At 56.1% G+C, this 18,941-nt stretch carries 20 protein-coding genes; 1 reads left to right on the top strand and 19 read right to left on the bottom strand.

The window, feature by feature from the left end; genetic code table 11:
• Positions 1-37 precede the first annotated feature (37 nt).
• The 19 genes from leuD to ccoN form a co-directional block, all read right to left on the bottom strand.
• Positions 38-649 (bottom strand): 3-isopropylmalate dehydratase small subunit, encoded by a 612-nt coding sequence (gene leuD, locus SIB88_RS20095; RefSeq protein ID WP_068519853.1) that lies wholly within the window; start codon positions 647-649, stop codon positions 38-40.
• Between the two features lie 4 nt (positions 650-653).
• Positions 654-842 (bottom strand): hypothetical protein, encoded by a 189-nt coding sequence (locus SIB88_RS20090; protein ID WP_068519852.1) that lies wholly within the window; start codon positions 840-842, stop codon positions 654-656.
• A gap of 11 nt (positions 843-853) precedes the next feature.
• The gene (gene leuC / locus SIB88_RS20085; RefSeq protein WP_101247351.1) at positions 854-2,260 is read right to left on the bottom strand and encodes a 3-isopropylmalate dehydratase large subunit; all 1,407 of its coding nucleotides are present in this window, start codon (positions 2,258-2,260) and stop codon (positions 854-856) included.
• Between the two features lie 576 nt (positions 2,261-2,836).
• A complete protein-coding gene (gene rplS / locus SIB88_RS20080) occupies positions 2,837-3,241 on the bottom strand; it encodes a 50S ribosomal protein L19 (protein WP_068519851.1) in 405 nt (134 codons plus the stop codon).
• A gap of 3 nt (positions 3,242-3,244) precedes the next feature.
• A complete protein-coding gene (trmD, locus tag SIB88_RS20075) occupies positions 3,245-3,961 on the bottom strand; it encodes a tRNA (guanosine(37)-N1)-methyltransferase TrmD (RefSeq protein ID WP_068519850.1) in 717 nt (238 codons plus the stop codon).
• A 3-nt stretch (positions 3,962-3,964) separates the two neighbouring features.
• On the bottom strand, positions 3,965-4,639 hold the full coding sequence (gene rimM, locus SIB88_RS20070) for a ribosome maturation factor RimM (protein WP_101247249.1): 675 nt from the start codon (positions 4,637-4,639) through the stop codon (positions 3,965-3,967).
• Positions 4,640-4,686: 47 nt separating this feature from the next.
• Positions 4,687-5,097, bottom strand: a complete 411-nt coding sequence (gene rpsP / locus SIB88_RS20065) for a 30S ribosomal protein S16 (RefSeq protein ID WP_068519848.1) — start codon at positions 5,095-5,097, stop codon at positions 4,687-4,689.
• 148 nt (positions 5,098-5,245) lie between these two features.
• A complete protein-coding gene (gene ffh / locus SIB88_RS20060; protein WP_101247350.1) occupies positions 5,246-6,733 on the bottom strand; it encodes a signal recognition particle protein in 1,488 nt (495 codons plus the stop codon).
• Positions 6,734-6,977: 244 nt separating this feature from the next.
• Entirely contained in the window at positions 6,978-7,847 is an 870-nt protein-coding gene (gene panC, locus SIB88_RS20055) for a pantoate--beta-alanine ligase (RefSeq protein WP_412558917.1), read from the bottom strand.
• A 54-nt stretch (positions 7,848-7,901) separates the two neighbouring features.
• Positions 7,902-8,747: a 3-methyl-2-oxobutanoate hydroxymethyltransferase gene (panB, locus tag SIB88_RS20050; protein WP_412558916.1), complete on the bottom strand. Its 846-nt coding sequence runs from the start codon at positions 8,745-8,747 to the stop codon at positions 7,902-7,904.
• Between the two features lie 215 nt (positions 8,748-8,962).
• Positions 8,963-9,661, bottom strand: coding sequence for a cyclic nucleotide-binding domain-containing protein (locus tag SIB88_RS20045; protein ID WP_068519844.1), 699 nt, complete (start codon positions 9,659-9,661; stop codon positions 8,963-8,965).
• A gap of 78 nt (positions 9,662-9,739) precedes the next feature.
• Positions 9,740-9,928 carry a cbb3-type cytochrome oxidase assembly protein CcoS gene (gene ccoS / locus SIB88_RS20040; protein WP_068519843.1) on the bottom strand — a complete coding sequence of 63 codons (189 nt, stop codon included), beginning with the start codon at positions 9,926-9,928 and terminating at the stop codon, positions 9,740-9,742.
• A gap of 4 nt (positions 9,929-9,932) precedes the next feature.
• The gene (locus SIB88_RS20035) at positions 9,933-12,356 is read right to left on the bottom strand and encodes a heavy metal translocating P-type ATPase metal-binding domain-containing protein (protein ID WP_412558915.1); all 2,424 of its coding nucleotides are present in this window, start codon (positions 12,354-12,356) and stop codon (positions 9,933-9,935) included.
• Positions 12,353-12,871, bottom strand: a complete 519-nt coding sequence (locus tag SIB88_RS20030) for a FixH family protein (protein ID WP_114113165.1) — start codon at positions 12,869-12,871, stop codon at positions 12,353-12,355. Before SIB88_RS20030 ends, SIB88_RS20035 begins: the two co-directional genes overlap by 4 nt.
• 34 nt (positions 12,872-12,905) lie before the next feature.
• Entirely contained in the window at positions 12,906-14,405 is a 1,500-nt protein-coding gene (gene ccoG / locus SIB88_RS20025; protein ID WP_231856784.1) for a cytochrome c oxidase accessory protein CcoG, read from the bottom strand.
• A 307-nt stretch (positions 14,406-14,712) separates the two neighbouring features.
• Complete coding sequence (gene ccoP / locus SIB88_RS20020; protein ID WP_101247243.1) at positions 14,713-15,585, bottom strand: cytochrome-c oxidase, cbb3-type subunit III; 873 nt, start codon at positions 15,583-15,585, stop codon at positions 14,713-14,715.
• Between the two features lie 15 nt (positions 15,586-15,600).
• Positions 15,601-15,762, bottom strand: a complete 162-nt coding sequence (locus tag SIB88_RS20015) for a cbb3-type cytochrome c oxidase subunit 3 (protein WP_101247242.1) — start codon at positions 15,760-15,762, stop codon at positions 15,601-15,603.
• Positions 15,763-15,778: 16 nt separating this feature from the next.
• A complete protein-coding gene (gene ccoO / locus SIB88_RS20010; protein WP_068519838.1) occupies positions 15,779-16,510 on the bottom strand; it encodes a cytochrome-c oxidase, cbb3-type subunit II in 732 nt (243 codons plus the stop codon).
• A 14-nt stretch (positions 16,511-16,524) separates the two neighbouring features.
• Entirely contained in the window at positions 16,525-17,982 is a 1,458-nt protein-coding gene (gene ccoN / locus SIB88_RS20005) for a cytochrome-c oxidase, cbb3-type subunit I (RefSeq protein ID WP_068519837.1), read from the bottom strand.
• Between the two features lie 418 nt (positions 17,983-18,400).
• On the opposite strand from ccoN, the gene SIB88_RS20000 reads away from it, so the two are divergent.
• Entirely contained in the window at positions 18,401-18,919 is a 519-nt protein-coding gene (locus SIB88_RS20000) for a hypothetical protein (RefSeq protein ID WP_068519836.1), read from the top strand.
• Positions 18,920-18,941 lie beyond the last annotated feature (22 nt).

Genomic DNA, 18,941 nt, shown 5'->3' with positions numbered 1-18,941 from the left:
GGGCGGCAAACGAAACCGTTCGCCACCCCTTTTTGAATTAGAGCGACAACCAGGGCTGCGATGCAGCGCGCTTGGCTTCGAATGCGTTGATGGCATCGGATTTCTGCAAGGTCAGACCGATGTCATCAAGACCGTTCAGCAGGCAATGCTTGCGGAATTCTTCGACTTCGAACTTGATGCAGCCGCCATCCGGACCGGTGATTTCCTGATTTTCCAGATCAACGGTGACAGTGGCATTGGCGCCGCGTTCGGCATCGGCCATCAGCTTGTCGACATCTTCCTGCGGCAGACGGATCGGAAGGATGCCGTTCTTGAAGCAGTTGTTATAGAAAATGTCGGCAAAGCTCGGCGCGATCACGCAACGAATGCCGAAATCGAGCAGCGACCAAGGCGCGTGTTCACGCGACGAACCACAGCCGAAATTGTCGCCAGATACCAGTATCTGCGCATTGCGATAGGCCGGCTTGTTCAGAACGAAATCAGGGATCTCGTTGCCATTGTCGTCGTAACGCATTTCATCAAACAGGTTCTTGCCAAGGCCAGAACGTTTGATGGTTTTAAGGAACTGTTTGGGGATGATCATGTCGGTATCGACATTGATCATCGGCAGCGGTGCAGCAACACCGGTGAGCTTGGTAAATTTTTCCATCGTCTTATCCCTTGCTTCCGGTTTCCCAGGCCAGGCCCAGTGCTTCGATCAATTCTTCGGTCGCGTCGAGTTCCTGTGCGACAAAGTCGGGCAGGTTGATGCCGGTCAGCTGGGGCAGAAGTTGCTCCAGCACGGCAGCACGTCCCATACGGGGGGCGTTTTCGCGAAAATTGATGAATGCGGTATCGGCCATGGGAACCTTCTTTAACCGAGTTTGCGAATGTCAGTCAGGTGACCGGTGATTGCAGCTGCTGCTGCCATGGCCGGGCTGACGAGGTGGGTACGGCCACCACGACCCTGACGGCCTTCGAAGTTACGGTTCGAAGTCGAAGCGCAACGCTCGCCCGGGGCCAGACGGTCCGGGTTCATTGCCAGACACATCGAGCAGCCCGGCTCGCGCCAGTCAAAGCCTGCTTCGATGAAGATTTCATGCAGGCCTTCTGCTTCGGCCTGTTCCTTGACCAGACCGGAACCCGGAACGATCATGGCATTGACCGACGGGGAAACCTTGCGACCCTTGGCGACTTCGGCAACGGCACGCAGATCTTCGATACGACCGTTGGTGCACGAACCGATGAACACGCGGTCGATCTTGATTTCTTCGATCGGGGTGCCAGCCGTCAGACCCATATATTCGAGGGAACGGGCGATGGCCTTTTGCTTGCCGGCGTCCTTGCCGTCGCTTGGCGACGGAACAACACCGGTAACCGGTACGACGTCTTCCGGGCTGGTGCCCCAGGTAACCTGCGGGACGATGTCGGCCGCATCAATTTCGACAATCTTGTCGTAATGGGCACCTTCGTCAGACGGCAGGGTTTTCCAGTATTCAACAGCCTGTTCGAATGCGGCACCTTTGGGGGCCATCGGACGGCCTTTGATATATTCAAAGGTTTTCTCGTCCGGTGCGATCAGGCCGGCACGTGCGCCACCTTCGATCGACATGTTACAGACGGTCATGCGGCCTTCAACCGACAGCGAACGGATCGCCGAGCCGGCATATTCGATGACATAGCCGGTACCGCCAGCCGTACCGATACGACCGATGATCGCAAGGGTGATGTCCTTGGCGGTAACGCCCGGATGCAGGTCGCCTTCAACCTTGACCAGCATGTTTTTGGCGGGTTTCTGAACCAGGGTCTGGGTTGCCAGAACATGTTCGACTTCGGACGTGCCGATACCGAATGCCAGGGCACCGAATGCGCCGTGGGTCGAGGTGTGGCTGTCACCACAAACCATGGTCACGCCGGGAAGGGTAAAGCCTTCTTCCGGGCCGACAATGTGAACAATACCCTGACGCAGGTCGTTCATCGGGAAATAATGAATGCCGGTTTCGCGCGCGTTCTGGTCAAGGGTTTCGACCTGAATGCGGCTGTCTTCTTCCTTGATGCCCTGGGACCGGTCAGACGTCGGAACGTTGTGGTCGGGCACAGCAAGGGTCAATTCGGGATGGCGCACTTTGCGGCCGGAATTGCGAAGACCTTCGAATGCCTGCGGGCTGGTAACTTCGTGGACGAGATGACGGTCAATATACAGCAGGCAGGTGCCATCATCCTGCGTATCGACCACATGACTTTCCCAAATCTTGTCAAAAAGGGTTTTAGGTTGACCCATCTCGACCTCCTCATAAAACATCGATCTTTTGAGCAGCAACAACCGCCCCGTCTGTGTGGCTCGGAATGTCTCGAAAAATACGCATGGTGATCCTGCCCAAGGCAGCAGATCGGTTATGGCGTTTTCTCCGGCGCAACCGGCTTAATCCGGTTTGCGAAATTTTATTATCCAGAACCACGCGGGTTTGATTGTTTTTGCCGCGGGAGTGCCTTTATACACCGCGGCCTTTAAATCGCAAGGTGCGGTGCGCGTGTTTTACCGTCATTTACACCCGGAAATTGAATCGCGAAAATTACAGCATCCCAGAGTAGCCAAATCCAGTGAAATCGATATAGGTTAGGGATATCTGATATAAAAAAAGCTGATCAAATAATGGTATGGTTTCTGCGGGTCTGATCATATCAGGCGGAAATCGGGCGATTCGCTATAATGCAACTTTAAGGTGCATTTGCGTATTTATTTCGCCCCCGGTTGGCGCGATGGTGTAAATGCTGGCGTCCACGAAGGTGCAAAAGAAAACGGGCCCACCCGAAGGTGAGCCCGTCTTTTCGTCTGACATAGCCAAACGGCGGAGAATTACTTCTTCGCGCGTTCTGCTGCGGTCAGTTTGCCTTTGTGGCCGGTGGTCTGCTCGGCGATACGTGCAGATTTACCGGTACGACCACGCAGGTAGTACAGTTTCGCGCGACGAACGTCACCGCGGCGAACGACTTCGATTTTGTCGATGGCCGGGGAGTACGACTGGAAGATACGCTCAACGCCTTCGCCCGATGCGATTTTACGCACGGTGAAGGAAGAGTTGAGGCCGCGGTTCTTCTTGGCGATGCAAACGCCTTCGAACTGCTGGATACGCTCACGGGTACCTTCAACGACTTTCAGGTGTACACGAACGGTATCACCTGCGTCGAATTCCGGAACTTCGCGCTGCGCAACGATTTTGTCGAGCTGCTCATTCTCGAGCTGCTGGATGATGTTGGTCATGGTTTAACCCTCTTTGATGTTCCCGTTTGCGACATACTGGTCCCAAAGGTCCGGGCGTCGCTCACGAGTAATTTCTTCTGCCTGTGCATGCCGCCAGGCTTGTACCTTGGCATGATGTCCGGAAAGCAAGATCTCCGGCACGTCACGCCCGTTCCAATTGGCCGGGCGCGTGTAATGCGGATATTCAAGCAACCCGGTTTCAAAGCTTTCCTCGTCGACGGATTCGGTCTTGTTGACCGTTCCCTCGATGAGGCGAATGCACGATTCAATCAGGACCATGGCCGGCAGTTCGCCGCCCATGAGGATGTAATCGCCGATGCTGATCTCTTCGGCCTGGTGTTCATCAAGTACACGCTGGTCGATACCTTCGTAACGACCGCACAACAGGATGGCACCCGGGCCCGCTGCCAGTTCGCGGCAACGTTTCTGGTTCAGCACTTTTCCCCGCGGGCTGAGATAAATCAGCGGCAATTGCGGTGCGTCGGCACGCAATTCACGCAGGGCAGCGTCGACAATATCCGGGCGCATGACCATGCCGGCCCCGCCCCCGAAAGGATTGTCGTCAACAGTGCGGTGGCGGTCGGTTGCATGATCGCGGATGTCTTTGACATCAAGCGACCAGATCCCGTTCTCAAGCGCCTTGCCAGCCAAAGACTGACCAAGCACACCCGGGAACATTTCCGGGAACAGGGTTGCAACTTTTGCCTGCCACACAGACATCGATCAGGCCTCCTTTCCGCTGCCGGTCGCGGTTTCCGCGCCTACTGCATCGGCAGTGACGGCATCAGAATCGCGGTCGGCCTGAGAGTCCTTGCGGGATTTGTTGGGACGGCGGCTGCGATTGCCGGGTCCGTCTTCATCCTGCAGGAGCCCCTCGGGCGGATTTACCACCAGCTTGCGTTCCGAAAGCACCACATCGGGAACAACTTCCTTGGTAAACGGAAGAACGACAACCTTGCCACGGACTTCTTCAAGCGCGACTTCGATTACGTCGCCAGCGCCAAAATCAGCCACGCCCCGTACGGTCCCGAACAGCGATCCATCAATGTGGAAGGCCTTCAGACCGACAAGGTCGGCAAGATAGAATTCGTCTTCATCTTCCGTCTCGGGCAGTGCCGCCCGTGGTACATGAAGCTTGGTACCCCGCAGCCGTTCGGCGGCGTCCCGGTCGTCCACACCTTCGATCTTGGCGATCAGCTGGTCGCGGACATGTCCGACAGGAGACAGCTTGTATTTCACGCGTCCCTTGGCGTCGAACAACGGGCCGTAACCGACAAGGTTATCCGGGTCGACGGTATAGCTTTTGACGCGCACGGCACCACGCACCCCGTGCGGGGCGGTGATCATGCCTACGCAGACATAAGCTTCGTCGTTCTTGGATTTGCGGGTATCAGCCATTTCGGTTCACAAGTTTCCGGTATCTGATCAAAGCGTGCGTTCAGCGATTACTCGCCTGCAGCTTCTTCAGCAGGTGCTGCTGCTTCGGCAGCGGCTTCCGCAGCAGCGGCAGCAGCAGCTTCAGCTTTTTCAGCTTTCTCACGAAGACGTTCCTGGGCTTTCGCTTTCGGAGCCGACTTCTGCGGCTGTTCGGTCGGTTTGAACGCGTCAGCAAGGCCAGCCTTGCCAAGGAAACGTGCAACACGATCGGTCGGCTGTGCACCAACAGACAGCCAGTATTTGATGCGCTCTTCTTTGAAGGTCACGCGGTTGTCAGCATCCTTCGGGAGCATCGGATCATAGGTACCGACTTTCTCGATGAAGCTGCCGTCACGCGGAGCACGAACGTCAGCAACTACGATACGGTAGTACGGACGCTTCTTGGCACCGCCACGGGAAAGACGAATCTTGACAGCCATTCGGATAAGTTCCTTTCAGCTTGGGTTTGTAGTCTTCTAAATCAGGGCCCCGAGGGGCCTATTCGCTAGTCTTGTAGTCTGCGGTCTTGCGACCGTTTCGGTTCCTAAGAGGCATTCTTGAGAACCTGTTTAAGAACCTGGGGTCTGGCTATTTCTTTTTGCCAAATCCCGGGAATCCCGGAGGAAGGCCACCGCCGCCCCCCAATCCCGGCAGGCCGGGCGGCAAACCGCCCCCGGCACCGGGGAAACCTTTTGGCAGATTGCCGAGGTCGGGCATTTCGCCGCCCTCAAGCATTGCCGGATCCATTTTCGGCATGCCGCCAAACAGACCCTTTTTGCCCATCTTTCCCATCTTTTTGATCATGGTGGACATGGTCTGATATTGCTTGAGCAGCTTGTTCACGTCCTGAACCGTCAGGCCACAGCCCGCGGCAATACGCTTTTTGCGCGATGCCTTGATCAGGGCCGGGTTTTCACGTTCCTTCGGCGTCATCGACAGGATGATCGCTTCCTGATGGGTCAGAAGTTTCGGATCAAGCTTGGTCTGCGACATCTGTTTTTTCAGCGCGCCCATGCCCGGCAACATCCCCATGATGCCGGAAAGATCACCCATCTTCTGAAGCTGCTTGAGCTGTGCGAGAAGGTCGTTCAGGTCAAACTGACCCTTGCGCAGCTTCTTCGCCATTTTCTCGGCGTCTTCGGCCTTGATCGTTTCAGCGGCTTTTTCAACCAGGCTGACAACGTCGCCCATGCCAAGAATACGGTTGGCGATACGATCGGGGTGGAAGGCCTCCATCTCGTCGATCTTTTCGCCGACACCAATCATCTTGATCGGGCAGCCGGTAATCTGACGCATCGAAAGGGCCGCACCGCCACGCGCATCACCGTCAACACGGGTCAGAACGATACCGGTGATGCCGACCTTTTCGGCAAATTCCTTGGCCACATTGACCGAGTCCTGACCGGTCATCGCATCAGTGACCAGAAGGGTTTCAACCGGGTTGACCGCATCACGGACCTGGGCGACTTCGCTCATCAGTTCCATGTCGATATGCAGGCGGCCGGCGGTATCAAGGATGACGGCGTCATAGCCTTCCTTGCGGCCGGTATCCATGGCGCGTTTTGCAATCGAAACCGGCTTTTCGCCAAGAACGATCGGCAGAACACCCAGACCATTATCGTCGGCCAGCACTTTCAGCTGCTGCTGGGCGGCCGGACGATAGATATCGAGCGATGCCAGAAGAACCTTCTTGTTGCGCTTCTTGGTCAGGTGCAGCGCGATCTTGGCAGAACTGGTGGTCTTACCCGAACCCTGAAGACCAACCATCAGGATCGGCACCGGCGGGGTCGAGGCAAGATTGATGTCTTCGCCTTCGCCCAGCATGTTTTTCAGTTCGTCATGGACGATCTTGACGACCATCTGACCCGGGGTGACCGAGCGCAGAACGTCCTGACCAACCGCACGTTCGGTGGCGTTGGTGATAAAGGTTTTGACGACCGGCAGCGCAACGTCAGCCTCAAGCAGGGCGACGCGTACTTCGCGCATGGCTTCCTTGACGTCGGATTCCTTCAGCGCGCCACGTTTGCGCAGCTTATCGAGAACTCCGCCAAGGCGATCGCTTAGTCCTTCAAACATTCCAAATCCCGTCTGTGTTGCCGGTGTTTCCACCGCGTACGCACAAAAAACTAAAACCCAGTGCTCGAAAACTCGAGGACTGGGGGAGTCACCCCTTGGGCGACCTTTGGTGAGGAGGGTTTATTTGATCGGGGGTGGGGAGTCAAGCGCAATCGGGCGCAAAAGCGCGATGTTCTGCGCTTTTCGAGTCATTTCGAACCCAATCCCCGATTCTGATGGTGCCCGGGGGCATCCAACCGGATGTTCAAACCGCCGGGTTGACCGGATCAATCGCGTGATTGTCAATCAGGCGGGCCTTGCCAAGACGCGCAGCAACAAAGATTCGCGCCGGTCTGGTGACGGTTTGGCTGACCAGTTCAAGCGTTTGCGCATCGCGAACTTCAAGATAGTCGATCGGATTGAACCCGGCGGCCAGAATATCTTCGCGCCCCTTGGCCAAAAGCGGTCCAAGTTCGGCACCCTTGGCGGCCTTGGCGGTGATATCGGCCAGAACCCGGTTCAGAACCGGCGCGGTTTCGCGTTCCTGTGGCGACAGATACCGGTTGCGTGACGACATGGCCAGACCGTCTTCTTCGCGCAGGATTTTGGCCCCGATAATGTCGACCGGAATGTTGAGATCCGCACTGAAACGGCGGATGACCATCAGCTGCTGATAATCTTTTTGGCCGAAAATCGCGCAATCGGGCAGTGCTTGAAGCAGCAATTTGGTGACGATCTGGGCCACCCCATCGAAATGGCCGGGGCGGGCCGCCCCGCACAAAACATTGGTCATCGCGCCATCGACACTGACCTTGGTGGCAAAGCCGTCGGGATACATTTCCTCGACCGAGGGGGCAAAACACAGTTCCACCCCGGCCGCATCAAGAAGTTTCTGATCATCGGGCAGAGTGCGGGGATAGGCGCCGAAATCCTCGTTCGGGCCGAACTGGGTCGGATTGACAAAGATCGATACGATCACGCGGTCGGCATGTTCACGGGCAAGACGGGTCAGGCTGATATGGCCGTCATGAAGCGCACCCATGGTTGGCACCAGGGCAACACGCAGACCCTGCGCGCGCCAGTCGGCAACAGTCGCGCGCAAATCTGCGACAGTGTGAACAGTCGTAAGAGGCATCGTAATCGTCGTATCGAAATTTCAAGAAATCGCGGCGGTCAGAACCATCAGGCATCAGACCGCGCGCAAGTTACCTTTTTTGGTAACGCCAAAGCAATGTTCATCCGCCGGGAACTGACGGTTGCGCACTTCGCTTGCATACTGGCCGACCGCCTCGGAGACGGCATCGCCCAGATTGGCATAGCGTTTGACGAATTTTGGCGTGAAATCCGAAAACAGGCCAAGGATGTCCTCGGTGACGAGAACCTGGCCGTCACAGGCCACCGATGCACCGATCCCGATGGTCGGAATATCGATGGTTTCGGTGATGTGGCGGGCGACCGGTTCAACCGTTCCTTCGACCACGACGGAAAAGGCGCCGGCGTCGGCGACTGCGCGGGCATCGGCCAGGACTTTTTCAGCAGCAGCTTCGCCGAGACCCTGACTTTTGAAACCGCCCATGGTGTTGACCTGTTGGGGCATCAGGCCGATATGGCCCATGACAGGCACACCGCGCTGGGTCAGAAATTCGATGGTTTCGGCCAGTTCGGCCCCGCCTTCGAGCTTGACCGCGGCACAGCCGGTTTCGGCAAGAATATGCGATGCGGTCCGGAAAGCCTGTTCCTTGGATTCCTGATAGCTGCCAAATGGCAGATCAATCACGACACAGGCATTTTTCGAGCCGCGCATGACCGCCTTGCCGTGATTGACCATCATGTCGACGGTCACGGCAAGCGTGCTTTCCATGCCATAGACAACCATGCCCAGTGAATCGCCGACCAGCAGAAGGTCGCAATGTTCATCAAGGCGCTGGGCCATTGGCGTTGTGTAAGCAGTCAGGCAGACAATCGGTTCGCCACCCTTGCGGGCGCGAAGCTGTGGGACGGAAACCCGGCCCATCTTTTTTGTGGTGGCACTCATGACGTTTCTCCCCCGGTTCGACCGGATTTGGCTGCCCGATCTGTGTCGGGCGTGCCGTCATGTTTACAATATGATGACGGTATTCGGGAAATATTTTTTTGCAATCGCGAAATAGGCAATTCGGCCAACAGGTTATCAATTGGCCGAATTTACGCTTTTTCCTCGCATCATTTCAAAGACGCAGTCAGCATTACTGTGCAGTTGCACAAAAGAATTCAGAGGCCTTCGGCAAGGTCTTCGAGCATATCAAGCCCGACCGCTTCGATATGGCGGTTATCCTTGAGCGAAATCGTTGCTTCCTTACGCAGTTGCGTCAGGGTGCGCGACACGGTTTCGATGGTCAGACCCAGATAATCGGCAATGTCGGACCGGCTCATCGGGACGTTGATGGTATCGGTATTTTCACCGCGATGTTCCTGACGGCGGGCCAGCATCAACAGGAAGGATGCGACCTTTTCCTTGGCAGTCTTGCGGCCGAGCAACAGCATCTGGTCCTGTGCGGCGGCAAGTTCGTCCACCGCCATGCCCAGCATGCGTTTTTCAAGATGCGGGAACTGATCAAACAGCTTTTCGAGCTTCTGACGCGGGAAGCGACAGGCCGTGACCGGTTCGATTGCCTCGGCGGTGTAGCTGTAATTGGCGTTCAGGGCCAGTCCCAGAAAGTCGCCTGCAAACAGGAAACCGGTGATCTGACGGCGACCATCACCCAGCAATTTGTACAGTTTGACCGAGCCCGACGTGACGTTGAAGACATAGTCGGCTTCTTCGGCTTCGTGGAAGATGGTGCTGTGTGAATCAAACTGGACGTGAGTCAGCAGTTGGCGCAGCTGATCATGTTCAGCCCCGTGCAAAGACGAGCAGAAGGTCAAGTCCTTGATAGAACAGGCTTCGCAAAGTTGGGGGCGGACTGCCATCGCAGACTCCGATACTGGTGACCCGATACATTGAGTAGCGTTAATTTATGCGAACAGACAGGAGCGTTTCAAGTTATTCTAACTGTCATTGTGGTGGAATTTCTTGGATTTAGGCGCAAACTGGTCGTCATCATCGTCAAACAGGATGCGATTGGCGGCCCCTTCCATGTCGTCGAATTGCCCGGAACGCAGTGACCACAAAAAGGCACCAAGCCCCAAAAGACCCAGAAAAAGTGCGATCGGGATCAGGAGAAGAAGGTTGCTCATGCCATTAGGCTCCTGCCTGTTGGGATGTGGGGCGCAGGGGCGCGATATCAAGGTTTGGCGATTGTCCGGATGTTTTGGCATGCAGGCGCAAGGCATTGGCAATAACAATCAGCGATGACGATGACATGGCGATGGCTGCAATCAGGGGGGTGACAAAGCCCGATACCGCAAGGGGAATCGTAATCAGGTTATAGGCAAAGGACAGGGCGAAGTTCTGACGCACCAGCCGGTCGGCCTTGCGGGCGACGTCGATGGCTTCGATGACGGCACCCAGCCTGTCACCCTGAAATACGATATCAGCCGCGTTTTGCGAAATCTCGGCAGCGGTTGCAGGTGACATTGATGCATGGGCACAGGCAAGAGCCGGGGCATCATTGATGCCATCGCCGACCATCAGATCAAACTTGCCGTCATCTGCACGTTTCTGGACAAAGCCGGCCTTGTCGGTCGGGGACATGCGCGCATGCCAGTCACGCAAGCCGATTGTTTCTGCAAGCTGGCGGACCGTGCTGCTGCGGTCACCCGACAGCAATGTCATATCAAATCCGCGCGCACGCAGGGTATCAACGACCGTGACCGCGTCACTGCGCGGTGTGTCGCGGAACACAAACCGGGTCGGTGATTTTCCCGGTTCTGCCAACCATAATTCCGGCCCGGTGACATCAGACGGCAAATCGGCGTTTTCCGCGATATCGCAAAATGTGCGACTGCCAAGCAAAATGGTGCCAAACGGTGTATGCGCCGTCAGGCCAAGGCCCGGTTGTTCGGTAACATTGGCCATGGCCGCAACATTGCCAGCCGCACGCACCAGGGCGCGGGACAACGGATGATTGCTGTTTGCGGCAATGCGTGCTGCAAGTTCAAGCGTTTCGGCGTCGGTCTGGCTGACCAGTTCGGGTTTGCCGGTGGTCAGTGTTCCGGTCTTGTCAAAGACGATACCGGTAATTTTGGTCAGCCGTTCAAGTGCGGTTGCCGATTTGACAAGAATTCCGGCACGCAACAACCGGCCGGTGGCAATGACCTGAACGACCGGAACCGCCAGCGCCAGCGCACAGGGGCAGGTAATGATCAGAACCGCAATCGCATTCATCAGCGCATCCTGCCAGGCAAGACCACCAATCAGCCACCAGCCGACAAAAGTCGCCAGCGACAGGAAATGAACAACCGGGGCATAGGATTTGGCCACCCGGTCGGCAATGGCGACATATTTGGCCCGACCCTGTTCGGCATTTTCCATCAGCCGGACAATTTCCGATAACAGGGTATTGCCGCCGGTTGCCGTCACACGAATGCGCAAAGGCGCGGATATATTGGTCGTGCCGGCAAAGACTGTTTTGCCCGGGCGGGTCAGGACCGGGATGCTTTCGCCGGTGATGACGCTGGTATCAATGTCGGACTGGCCGTCGATGACTTCACCGTCAATGCCGATCCGTTCCCCCGCTGCCGTCAGAACGACCATGCCCGGTTCTGCCTTGTGCGGGGCGATCAGGCGACGGGTTCCGTCATCGTCAATGACGGTGATTGACCGGGCATTCAGCGACAAAAGATGTTCGGCGGCCGACCGTGCCTGTCCACGGGCCCGCCCGTCCAGATAACGACCGATCAGCAGGAAAAACAAAAGCGTGATCGCACTGTCGAAATAGGCATGCGGTTCGCTACGAATGGTTTGGGCAAGGCTCATGCCAAGGGCAAGGATCACACCAAGGCTGATCGGCACATCCATATTGACCCGCCGGTTGCGGATGGCACCCAGTGCGGAGCGATAAAACGGCATCCCGGCATAGGCAGCGGCAGGCAAAGCAATCAACGCCGATAACCAGTGAAACAGATCGCGGGTTGCCCCGCCCATGCCCTGAAAATACCCGGCCCAGACAGAAACCGATAACAACATCACATTGCCGGCCGCAAATCCGGCGACGGCCAGACAGCGCAGCAATTCCTTGTTGCGCGACACGGTTGCCTGTTCAAGGGCGGCGGGATCAAACGGGATCAGGCGATAGCCCATCTGCAAAACCGGTGACAGGATGGCACTGATATCGGACGACGCACCCTGCCAGCTTAGACGCAGGCGGCGGGTCGTCATATTGACCCGGGCACGCGTCACGGCATCGTTGCGTTGCAAAAGAGTTTCGATCAACCAGACACAGGCCGCACAATGAATGCCATCCACCATCAGATTAAGATGGTGGGTGCCGGTGTCATCGGTGCTGGCCAGTTCGGTGAAATCAAGACTGCCAAGCGTTTCTTCATCTGGGCGCAGGGCACGGATTTTGGGATCGACCGCGCGGCGTTTGTAATAGGATGAAAGCCCCAATTCGCCCAGCAGCTCATACGCTCCGGCGCATCCCGCACAGCAAAAGTCAGGCCCCGCCGGTGACGAGGCAGTGACCGGTTCCTGGCAGTGACGGCAAAGGGCGGGCTGGGTCATGGATTGATGACGACGTTTTCAAGTGTCTGGTAATCATCACCCATGGCATGGGCGATGGTGCGGACCTGCCAGCGACCATATACCGGGAAAGATGCACTTGCGCGATATTCGCCCGGTGCAACTTCGGCCATCGGGATGGTCTGGTCCATGTCGTCGCGGTCAGAACGGGTCAGAACGATCGACATTTTTGCACCACTGATCGGGTTGCTGTCCTTGTCACGGAACAGAACAGTGACAGTGCCCGACTGATTGATGACACCCCCGACTGTCAGTTTGCTGCGCCAGCCAAGTTCGGCCTGACGGGCCGCACCGGAAATTGCAGCATTGTAGTTGTTGCCTTCTTCAAAGGCGTGCTTGGTGACAAGGCCGTTCCAGCTGGTCATGGAAAAAGTGATCAGCGAAATATTGGCAATCAGCATGATGGCAAAGCCGCCAACAAAGTACCAAGGGATCCAGCGATCCGATTTGCGCGGGCCGGTTTGATCAGAAGAAGGAGACGTCATATGCGTTGCCATTGCTTGTCTTTCCTGTGCCAAAGCGTTTTCACGATCAGCGGTCGGTCTTGGGACCGGCAAATACTGTATCATATGTTTCGGTGTTTCCGGTTTCCGTATCGGTCACCGTGAATTCGAACGGTGTTGCATCGCCATCAAGTGCCGACGGATCGGCGGCAATGAACACACGGAAACTGCCAACCCGGTCTGGCGCCACTTCAAGATCAAAGGTGCCTTTCTGGTTCGGGGTCTGACCGATGATCTGGAAATCCGAAATCGTCAGGCCGGAAACCGTCAGTTCATAGGTTTTCAGCGACTGTTCCTTGTTGAGCAACTTGACCGTATAGCCATTGCGGACATCGCCATCAGACAGGGTCACAAATAGCGGGTTGCGGTCACGCAGCACATTGAGTTCAAGGACCGAACGGTTCAAAAGACCGAACATCATCACCGATGCCACCACGGTCAGGATGGCCGCATAGAAAATGGTGCGCGGGCGAATGATGCGCACGCGGGTTGCCTTGCCCTGGGCGCGAAGCTGGGTGTTCTGGACCGAGTCAAACCGGACCAGATCACGCGGAAAGCCGACCTTGTCCATGATGTCGTTGCAGGCATCAATACACAGGCCACAGCCAATGCATTCCATCTGCAGGCCGTCGCGGATATCAATGCCGGTCGGACAGACATTCACACAGGCACGGCAATCGATGCAGTGGCCGGTTTCGGGGACTTCGCCACGGGTCAGGTTTTTGCGTTTAAGCGGCCCGCGGGCTTCCCCTCGCCATCCTTCATAGGTGACGATCAGGCTTTCATCATCCAGCATTGCCGACTGAAAACGCGGCCAGGGACACATATAGGTGCAAACCTGTTCGCGAGCCCAGCCAGCCAGAAGATAGGTCGAGAAAGTCAAAAACGCGATGGTGACATAAACAGCCAGCGTCGCATTGCCGGTAAAGACATCGACAATCACGGTCGGGGCATCGTTGAAATACAGAACAAACGCGCCGCCGGTTGCCATGGCAATGGCAATCCAGGCCAGATGGGTTGCACCGATTTTCCAGAATTTCTCGAACGTCCATTTCGACTGATCAAGGCGGACACGCGCGTTGCGATCGCCCTGGATATAACGTTCGACCAGCATGAAAAGATCGGTCCAGACCGTTTGCGGGCAGCCATAACCGCACCAGATACGTCCAAACAGCGAGGTTGCCAGAAACAGACCGATTGCCGCCATGATCAGGATGCCGGTGATGTAGTAGACTTCCTGGGGCCAGATTTCGATGAAGAAGAAATAGGCGCGGCCAAGGTCCATGTCGATCAGCACTGCCTGATCGGGGGCGCTTGGTCCACGATCCCAGCGGATCCATGGCACCAGCCAGTAAATCGACAATAACGCGATCAGTGCGAACCATTTGAGGTTACGGAACCGGCCGGAAACCCGTTTGGGATAGACCTTGTCACGCGTTTTATAAAGCGGTTGATCGTCATAGTCGCTGCCATCACTGACAAGCGGGCTGGCGGTGTGTTCGGCATCGGGATGCGGCAAGCTGGACATGGCCATTTTCGCTACCTGGTTAGTGCTCCCTACCGTGCTGATGGCGGTGGTTTTGCGGGAAACCGCCAGTCGGAGCAAACGGCCAAGCTGTCAGACAGAAAGTTCAATTTGTCAGCAGCTTTTCGGGGCAGGCTTTCATTATTCAAATCTGAGCCTGAAAATACGAAAGGTCCGCCTCAGTAACCATGATACATGTCAATTTACGACGTGAAGATCATGGGAAAACTGCGACGGACATCTCGTTTCGGACAAAGTGCCCGGAATAAAAAGGGCCGATGATAGATATCACCGGCCCTGGCAGTCTGTTTTACTGGCCGCCACCCAAAGAGTGGACATAGACTGTCAGCATCTTGATGGTTTCTTCGTCAAGACGGCCTTCCCATGCCGGCATCACGCCACGGCGCGAATTGGTCACGGTTTCGGTGATGGTGGCTTTGTCGCCCCCATACAGCCAGATGGCGTCTGTCAGGTTCGGCGCACCGAGTTCCTGAATGCCTTTGGCATTGTCGCCATGGCAGGATGCACAGTTTTCTTCGAACACGATCGCACCACGATCAGCCGCGGCCTTGTCGGTTGCCCGGTCGGTGAAGTGCAGGACATATTGCACAACATCGTCGATCTGATCGCGTTCAAGCAATTCGTCACGGCCAAAGGCCGGCATGTCATTCATGCGGGTGTCTTCATTGGCATCCCAGCGGATCCCGACATGCAGGGTTTCGTTGATGGTTTCAAGTGTCCCACCCCAAAGCCATGCGTCATCCTGAAGCGACGGGAAGCCCGGATTGCCCGATCCGCCCGTTCCGTGACACGGTGCGCAATTGTCGGCAAAGATCGCCTTGCCACCGGCCATCGAGAAGTTCAGAAGTTCCGGATCGCTGGTGATTTCCGTTACATCGAGTGCCGCAAGGCGTTCCATGAACGGAGCGCGTTCGGCAGCAACATTGTTCAGGGTTTCATGCAGCTGGGTACGGTTGGTCGTCCCGAACATCCCCTTGAGATAGTCATTGGCGGTCGGCCAGGACGGATAAACCACCCAGTAACCGATTGACCAGATTACGGTCACCCAAAAAACATAGACCCACCAGGACGGAAGCGGTGTGTTGAGCTCCTTGATACCGTCCCATTCATGGCCGGTGGTCTCGCGCCCGGATACCTGGTCTTTTTCGACATGTGTCGGCATTACTCTGTTCTCCCCTTAATCCTGATCCCGCAGCGGAATCCGGGCGTGTGCTTCCATGTCCCGATTGCGCTTTTTGCTTGGCCACATGACCCAGGCAATGATCGCGCTGAACAGAAGCATCAGCCACAGTCCCCACAGGGGGCGGAAAAAGTCAGCGAGTTGCGTAAAGAATTCCATGACGTTCCCCTTTGCCCTAGCGCAGGTTCATCTGCGGGTTATAGGTGGTGAAGTCGACCATCCGGCCCAGGACCTGCAGATACGCAATCAGCGCATCCATTTCGGTCAGTTCTTCCGGTTTGCCGTCAAAATCACCTGTTGCCGCATTCGGGTAACGAGCAAGGAAATCATCGTCATAGGCCGCATCCTCGCTGGCCTGCAGGTAAAGGTCTGCCTTGGCCGTCTCGATCATTTCGTCGGTATAGGGAACCCCGACCATACGAAGCGTTTCGAGATGGGCCTGTGCGTCATCGAAGTTCAGTTTGCGTTCAGCAAGGAACGGATAACCCGGCATGATTGATTCCGGCACGACAGAGCGCGGGTCCTTCATGTGGGCCACATGCCAGTCATTGGAATATTTCCCGCCGACACGTGCCAGGTCCGGACCGGTGCGTTTCGATCCCCACTGGAACGGGTGGTCATACATCGATTCCGCGGCAAGGCTGTAATGGCCATACCGTTCGACCTCGTCACGGAACGGACGGATCTGCTGGGAATGGCAGTTATAGCAGCCTTCACGGATATAGATGTTGCGACCGGCCTGTTCGAGCGGCGAATAGGGACGTACCCCTTCGACCTTTTCGATGGTCTGTTCCATCGTGAACAGCGGCACGATTTCCACGATGCCACCAATGATGATGGTCAGGAAAATGCCAAGGATCAGAACGAAGACGTTCTTTTCAACGATATGGTGTTTTTTAAGAAGCATATCTCGTTCCCCCCTTATTCGGCTGCAACAGTGGCAGGTGTGCCGATCGGAGCTTCGTTACGCAGATCGCCCTTGATCGTCTTGTAGACGTTCCAGACCATCAGCAGCGAACCAAGAACAAACAGCAGGCCGCCGGTTGCGCGAATGATGTAGTAGGGATGCATCGCCTCAACGGTTTCGATGAAGGAATATTGCAGGAAGCCCAGTTCGTCATAGGCGCGCCACATCAGGCCCTGCATGATCCCCGAAACCCACATCGAGGTGATGTAAAGAACAATCCCGATGGTCGCCAACCAGAAGTGATGCGACACCAGACGCATCGAATACAGGCGTTCGCGATTCCACAGAACCGGGATCAGGAAGTAGATCGCACCGAACGATACGAAGGCAACCCAGCCAAGCGCACCGGAATGCACGTGACCAATGGTCCAGTCGGTATAGTGCGAAAGTCCGTTGACGGCCTTGATCGACATGACCGGACCTTCGAAGGTCGACATGCCATAGAAACCGACAGCAGCAACCATGAAACGAAGGACCGGGTCGGTACGCAGCTTGTCCCAGGCACCCGAAAGCGTCATCAGACCGTTGATCATCCCGCCCCAGGACGGCATCCACAACATGATCGAGAAGGTCATGCCAAGGGTCTGCGCCCAATCAGGAAGGGCTGTGTAGTGCAGATGGTGCGGACCAGCCCAGATATAGAGGAAGATCAGCGCCCAGAAGTGAATGATCGACAGGCGATAGGAATAAACCGGACGTTCGGCCCGTTTCGGGATGAAGTAATACATCATGCCAAGGAAGCCGGCCGTCAGGAAGAAGCCAACCGCGTTATGGCCGTACCACCACTGGGTCAGGGCATCCTGAACACCAGAGAACATCGAATAGGACTTGGTGCCGGTCAGCGATACCGGAATGGCAAGGTTGTTGCCAAGATGGAGCATCGCGATCGTGACGATAAACGCCAGATAGAACCAGTTTGCCACATAGATGTGCGGTTCCTGACGTTTCAGCAGGGTACCGACAAACATCGCCAGATAGCAGACCCAAACCAGGGTAAGCCACAGATCAACAAACCATTCCGGTTCGGCATATTCGCGGCCCTGGGTGGTGCCGGTCACGTAACCGATCGCGGCCATCACGATGAAAAGCTGATACCCCCAGAATACAAATGCAGGCAACGCCGTGCCGCCATAAAGCGGGGTGCGGCAGGTGCGTTGAACCACATAGAAGGAAGTCGCCAGCAAAGCGTTACCACCAAAGGCAAAGATAACTGCCGAGGTGTGCAATGGGCGCAGACGCCCAAAGTTCAGAAATTCATTGTCGAAATTGAGCGCCGGAAATGCGAGCTGCCAGGCGATGACATCACCCACCAGAAATCCGACGACTCCCCAAAATACGGTCGCGAGTGCGGCCCAGCGCACAACGTCCATATTATAATTAACAGCAACCGCAGGCGATGCTGTCTGTGCCATGCTCCCTTGGCCCATGCTTGACTCCCGTTCAAGGTGTTCGGGGCAACTGTCCAGACCCTCTCGGACAGTTTCATCCGTCCCCGTGAATAACCCGATCCGAGGAAGGGTTATTCACCTGCACTTGAAGCCCCACCCACAATGCATCCCGTTTGAAACAGGGACGTATTGAACCTGGCGAGGTTTCCCATTCAGTCCGGCGAGTATGCGGGCACATGACCCAAAAGCCATTGATGTACGTCAATACAAGCGCGCAATACCCGCTGGAAATTCAATCATGGGATTCCATGTTGTCGCTGGACGGGGACCTCAAGTGTTGTGGCTGTTTATGCGCCCCAACGCATCCAAACGTGTTGATGCACATCAAGGTTGACCGGATTTATTTGCGGCATGATCGGGTAAATTCCAGAGGACGGTAATCATGTCAGAAGCCTATCAGGCACATCCCCTTACATCGCACACTGCGGATATGACGTATCCGCTGGTGCAGATGATGCAGGTCGATATGTCTTTTGATCGATGGCGTGCCTTTGTCGACCGGTATTGTCTGCCGGTTGGTGATACGGGGGCGGACTCTGGCCTGGCGGGGGCAACCGATGCCGACCAGCTTTTATGGCAACGCCAGCGTGGCATCATCGTTCTGTCCAACGAGCGCGGCTATATCCACGGTCTGTTTTCCTATTATGTGCGTGATGACATGACTGACGGGCTTGTCCTGCATGTCGATAATGTCATGGCGGTGGAAATCGTGGCGGGTGCGTATGTGTTTGATGCCATGCGCGATGCGATGAACCGGCTGGCGCGCGATCATAAATGCGCCAATGTGTATGTTTCGCTTGGCGAATGTGACGGGCGTTTGCGCGATTATTTCGCCAAGGCCGGCTTCGTGCCAAGCAAGGTCCGCTATTGCGCGCCGGCAACCCCGAAACTGTCAGCCTGACAGCATTTCCAAATCCGTAAAA

It is taken from the genome of Thalassospira sp. MIT121401 (assembly GCF_047125595.1).
In the GTDB taxonomy this organism is placed as follows: domain Bacteria; phylum Pseudomonadota; class Alphaproteobacteria; order Rhodospirillales; family Thalassospiraceae; genus Thalassospira; species Thalassospira povalilytica.
This window is presented reverse-complemented; position numbering and strand designations above follow the sequence as displayed.

Bases quoted from the DNA above. Each gene is read 5' to 3' on its own strand.
- ccoS (WP_068519843.1), bottom strand. From the start codon at position 9,928: ATGAGCAACCTTCTTCTCCTGATCCCGATCGCACTTTTTCTGGGTCTT.
- trmD (WP_068519850.1), bottom strand. From the start codon at position 3,961: ATGTCTGTGTGGCAGGCAAAAGTTGCAACCCTGTTCCCGGAAATGTTC.
- leuD (WP_068519853.1), bottom strand. From the start codon at position 649: ATGGAAAAATTTACCAAGCTCACCGGTGTTGCTGCACCGCTGCCGATG.
- rimM (WP_101247249.1), bottom strand. From the start codon at position 4,639: ATGGCTGATACCCGCAAATCCAAGAACGACGAAGCTTATGTCTGCGTA.
- rplS (WP_068519851.1), bottom strand. From the start codon at position 3,241: ATGACCAACATCATCCAGCAGCTCGAGAATGAGCAGCTCGACAAAATC.
- panC (WP_412558917.1), bottom strand. From the start codon at position 7,847: ATGCCTCTTACGACTGTTCACACTGTCGCAGATTTGCGCGCGACTGTT.
- SIB88_RS20015 (WP_101247242.1), bottom strand. From the start codon at position 15,762: ATGGAATTCTTTACGCAACTCGCTGACTTTTTCCGCCCCCTGTGGGGA.
- leuC (WP_101247351.1), bottom strand. From the start codon at position 2,260: ATGGGTCAACCTAAAACCCTTTTTGACAAGATTTGGGAAAGTCATGTG.
- SIB88_RS20035 (WP_412558915.1), bottom strand. From the start codon at position 12,356: ATGACCCAGCCCGCCCTTTGCCGTCACTGCCAGGAACCGGTCACTGCC.
- rpsP (WP_068519848.1), bottom strand. From the start codon at position 5,097: ATGGCTGTCAAGATTCGTCTTTCCCGTGGCGGTGCCAAGAAGCGTCCG.
- ccoN (WP_068519837.1), bottom strand. From the start codon at position 17,982: ATGGCACAGACAGCATCGCCTGCGGTTGCTGTTAATTATAATATGGAC.
- ccoG (WP_231856784.1), bottom strand. From the start codon at position 14,405: ATGTCCAGCTTGCCGCATCCCGATGCCGAACACACCGCCAGCCCGCTT.
- SIB88_RS20000 (WP_068519836.1), top strand. From the start codon at position 18,401: ATGTCAGAAGCCTATCAGGCACATCCCCTTACATCGCACACTGCGGAT.
- SIB88_RS20030 (WP_114113165.1), bottom strand. From the start codon at position 12,871: ATGGCAACGCATATGACGTCTCCTTCTTCTGATCAAACCGGCCCGCGC.
- ffh (WP_101247350.1), bottom strand. From the start codon at position 6,733: ATGTTTGAAGGACTAAGCGATCGCCTTGGCGGAGTTCTCGATAAGCTG.
- panB (WP_412558916.1), bottom strand. From the start codon at position 8,747: ATGAGTGCCACCACAAAAAAGATGGGCCGGGTTTCCGTCCCACAGCTT.
- ccoP (WP_101247243.1), bottom strand. From the start codon at position 15,585: ATGCCGACACATGTCGAAAAAGACCAGGTATCCGGGCGCGAGACCACC.
- SIB88_RS20045 (WP_068519844.1), bottom strand. From the start codon at position 9,661: ATGGCAGTCCGCCCCCAACTTTGCGAAGCCTGTTCTATCAAGGACTTG.
- ccoO (WP_068519838.1), bottom strand. From the start codon at position 16,510: ATGCTTCTTAAAAAACACCATATCGTTGAAAAGAACGTCTTCGTTCTG.
- SIB88_RS20090 (WP_068519852.1), bottom strand. From the start codon at position 842: ATGGCCGATACCGCATTCATCAATTTTCGCGAAAACGCCCCCCGTATG.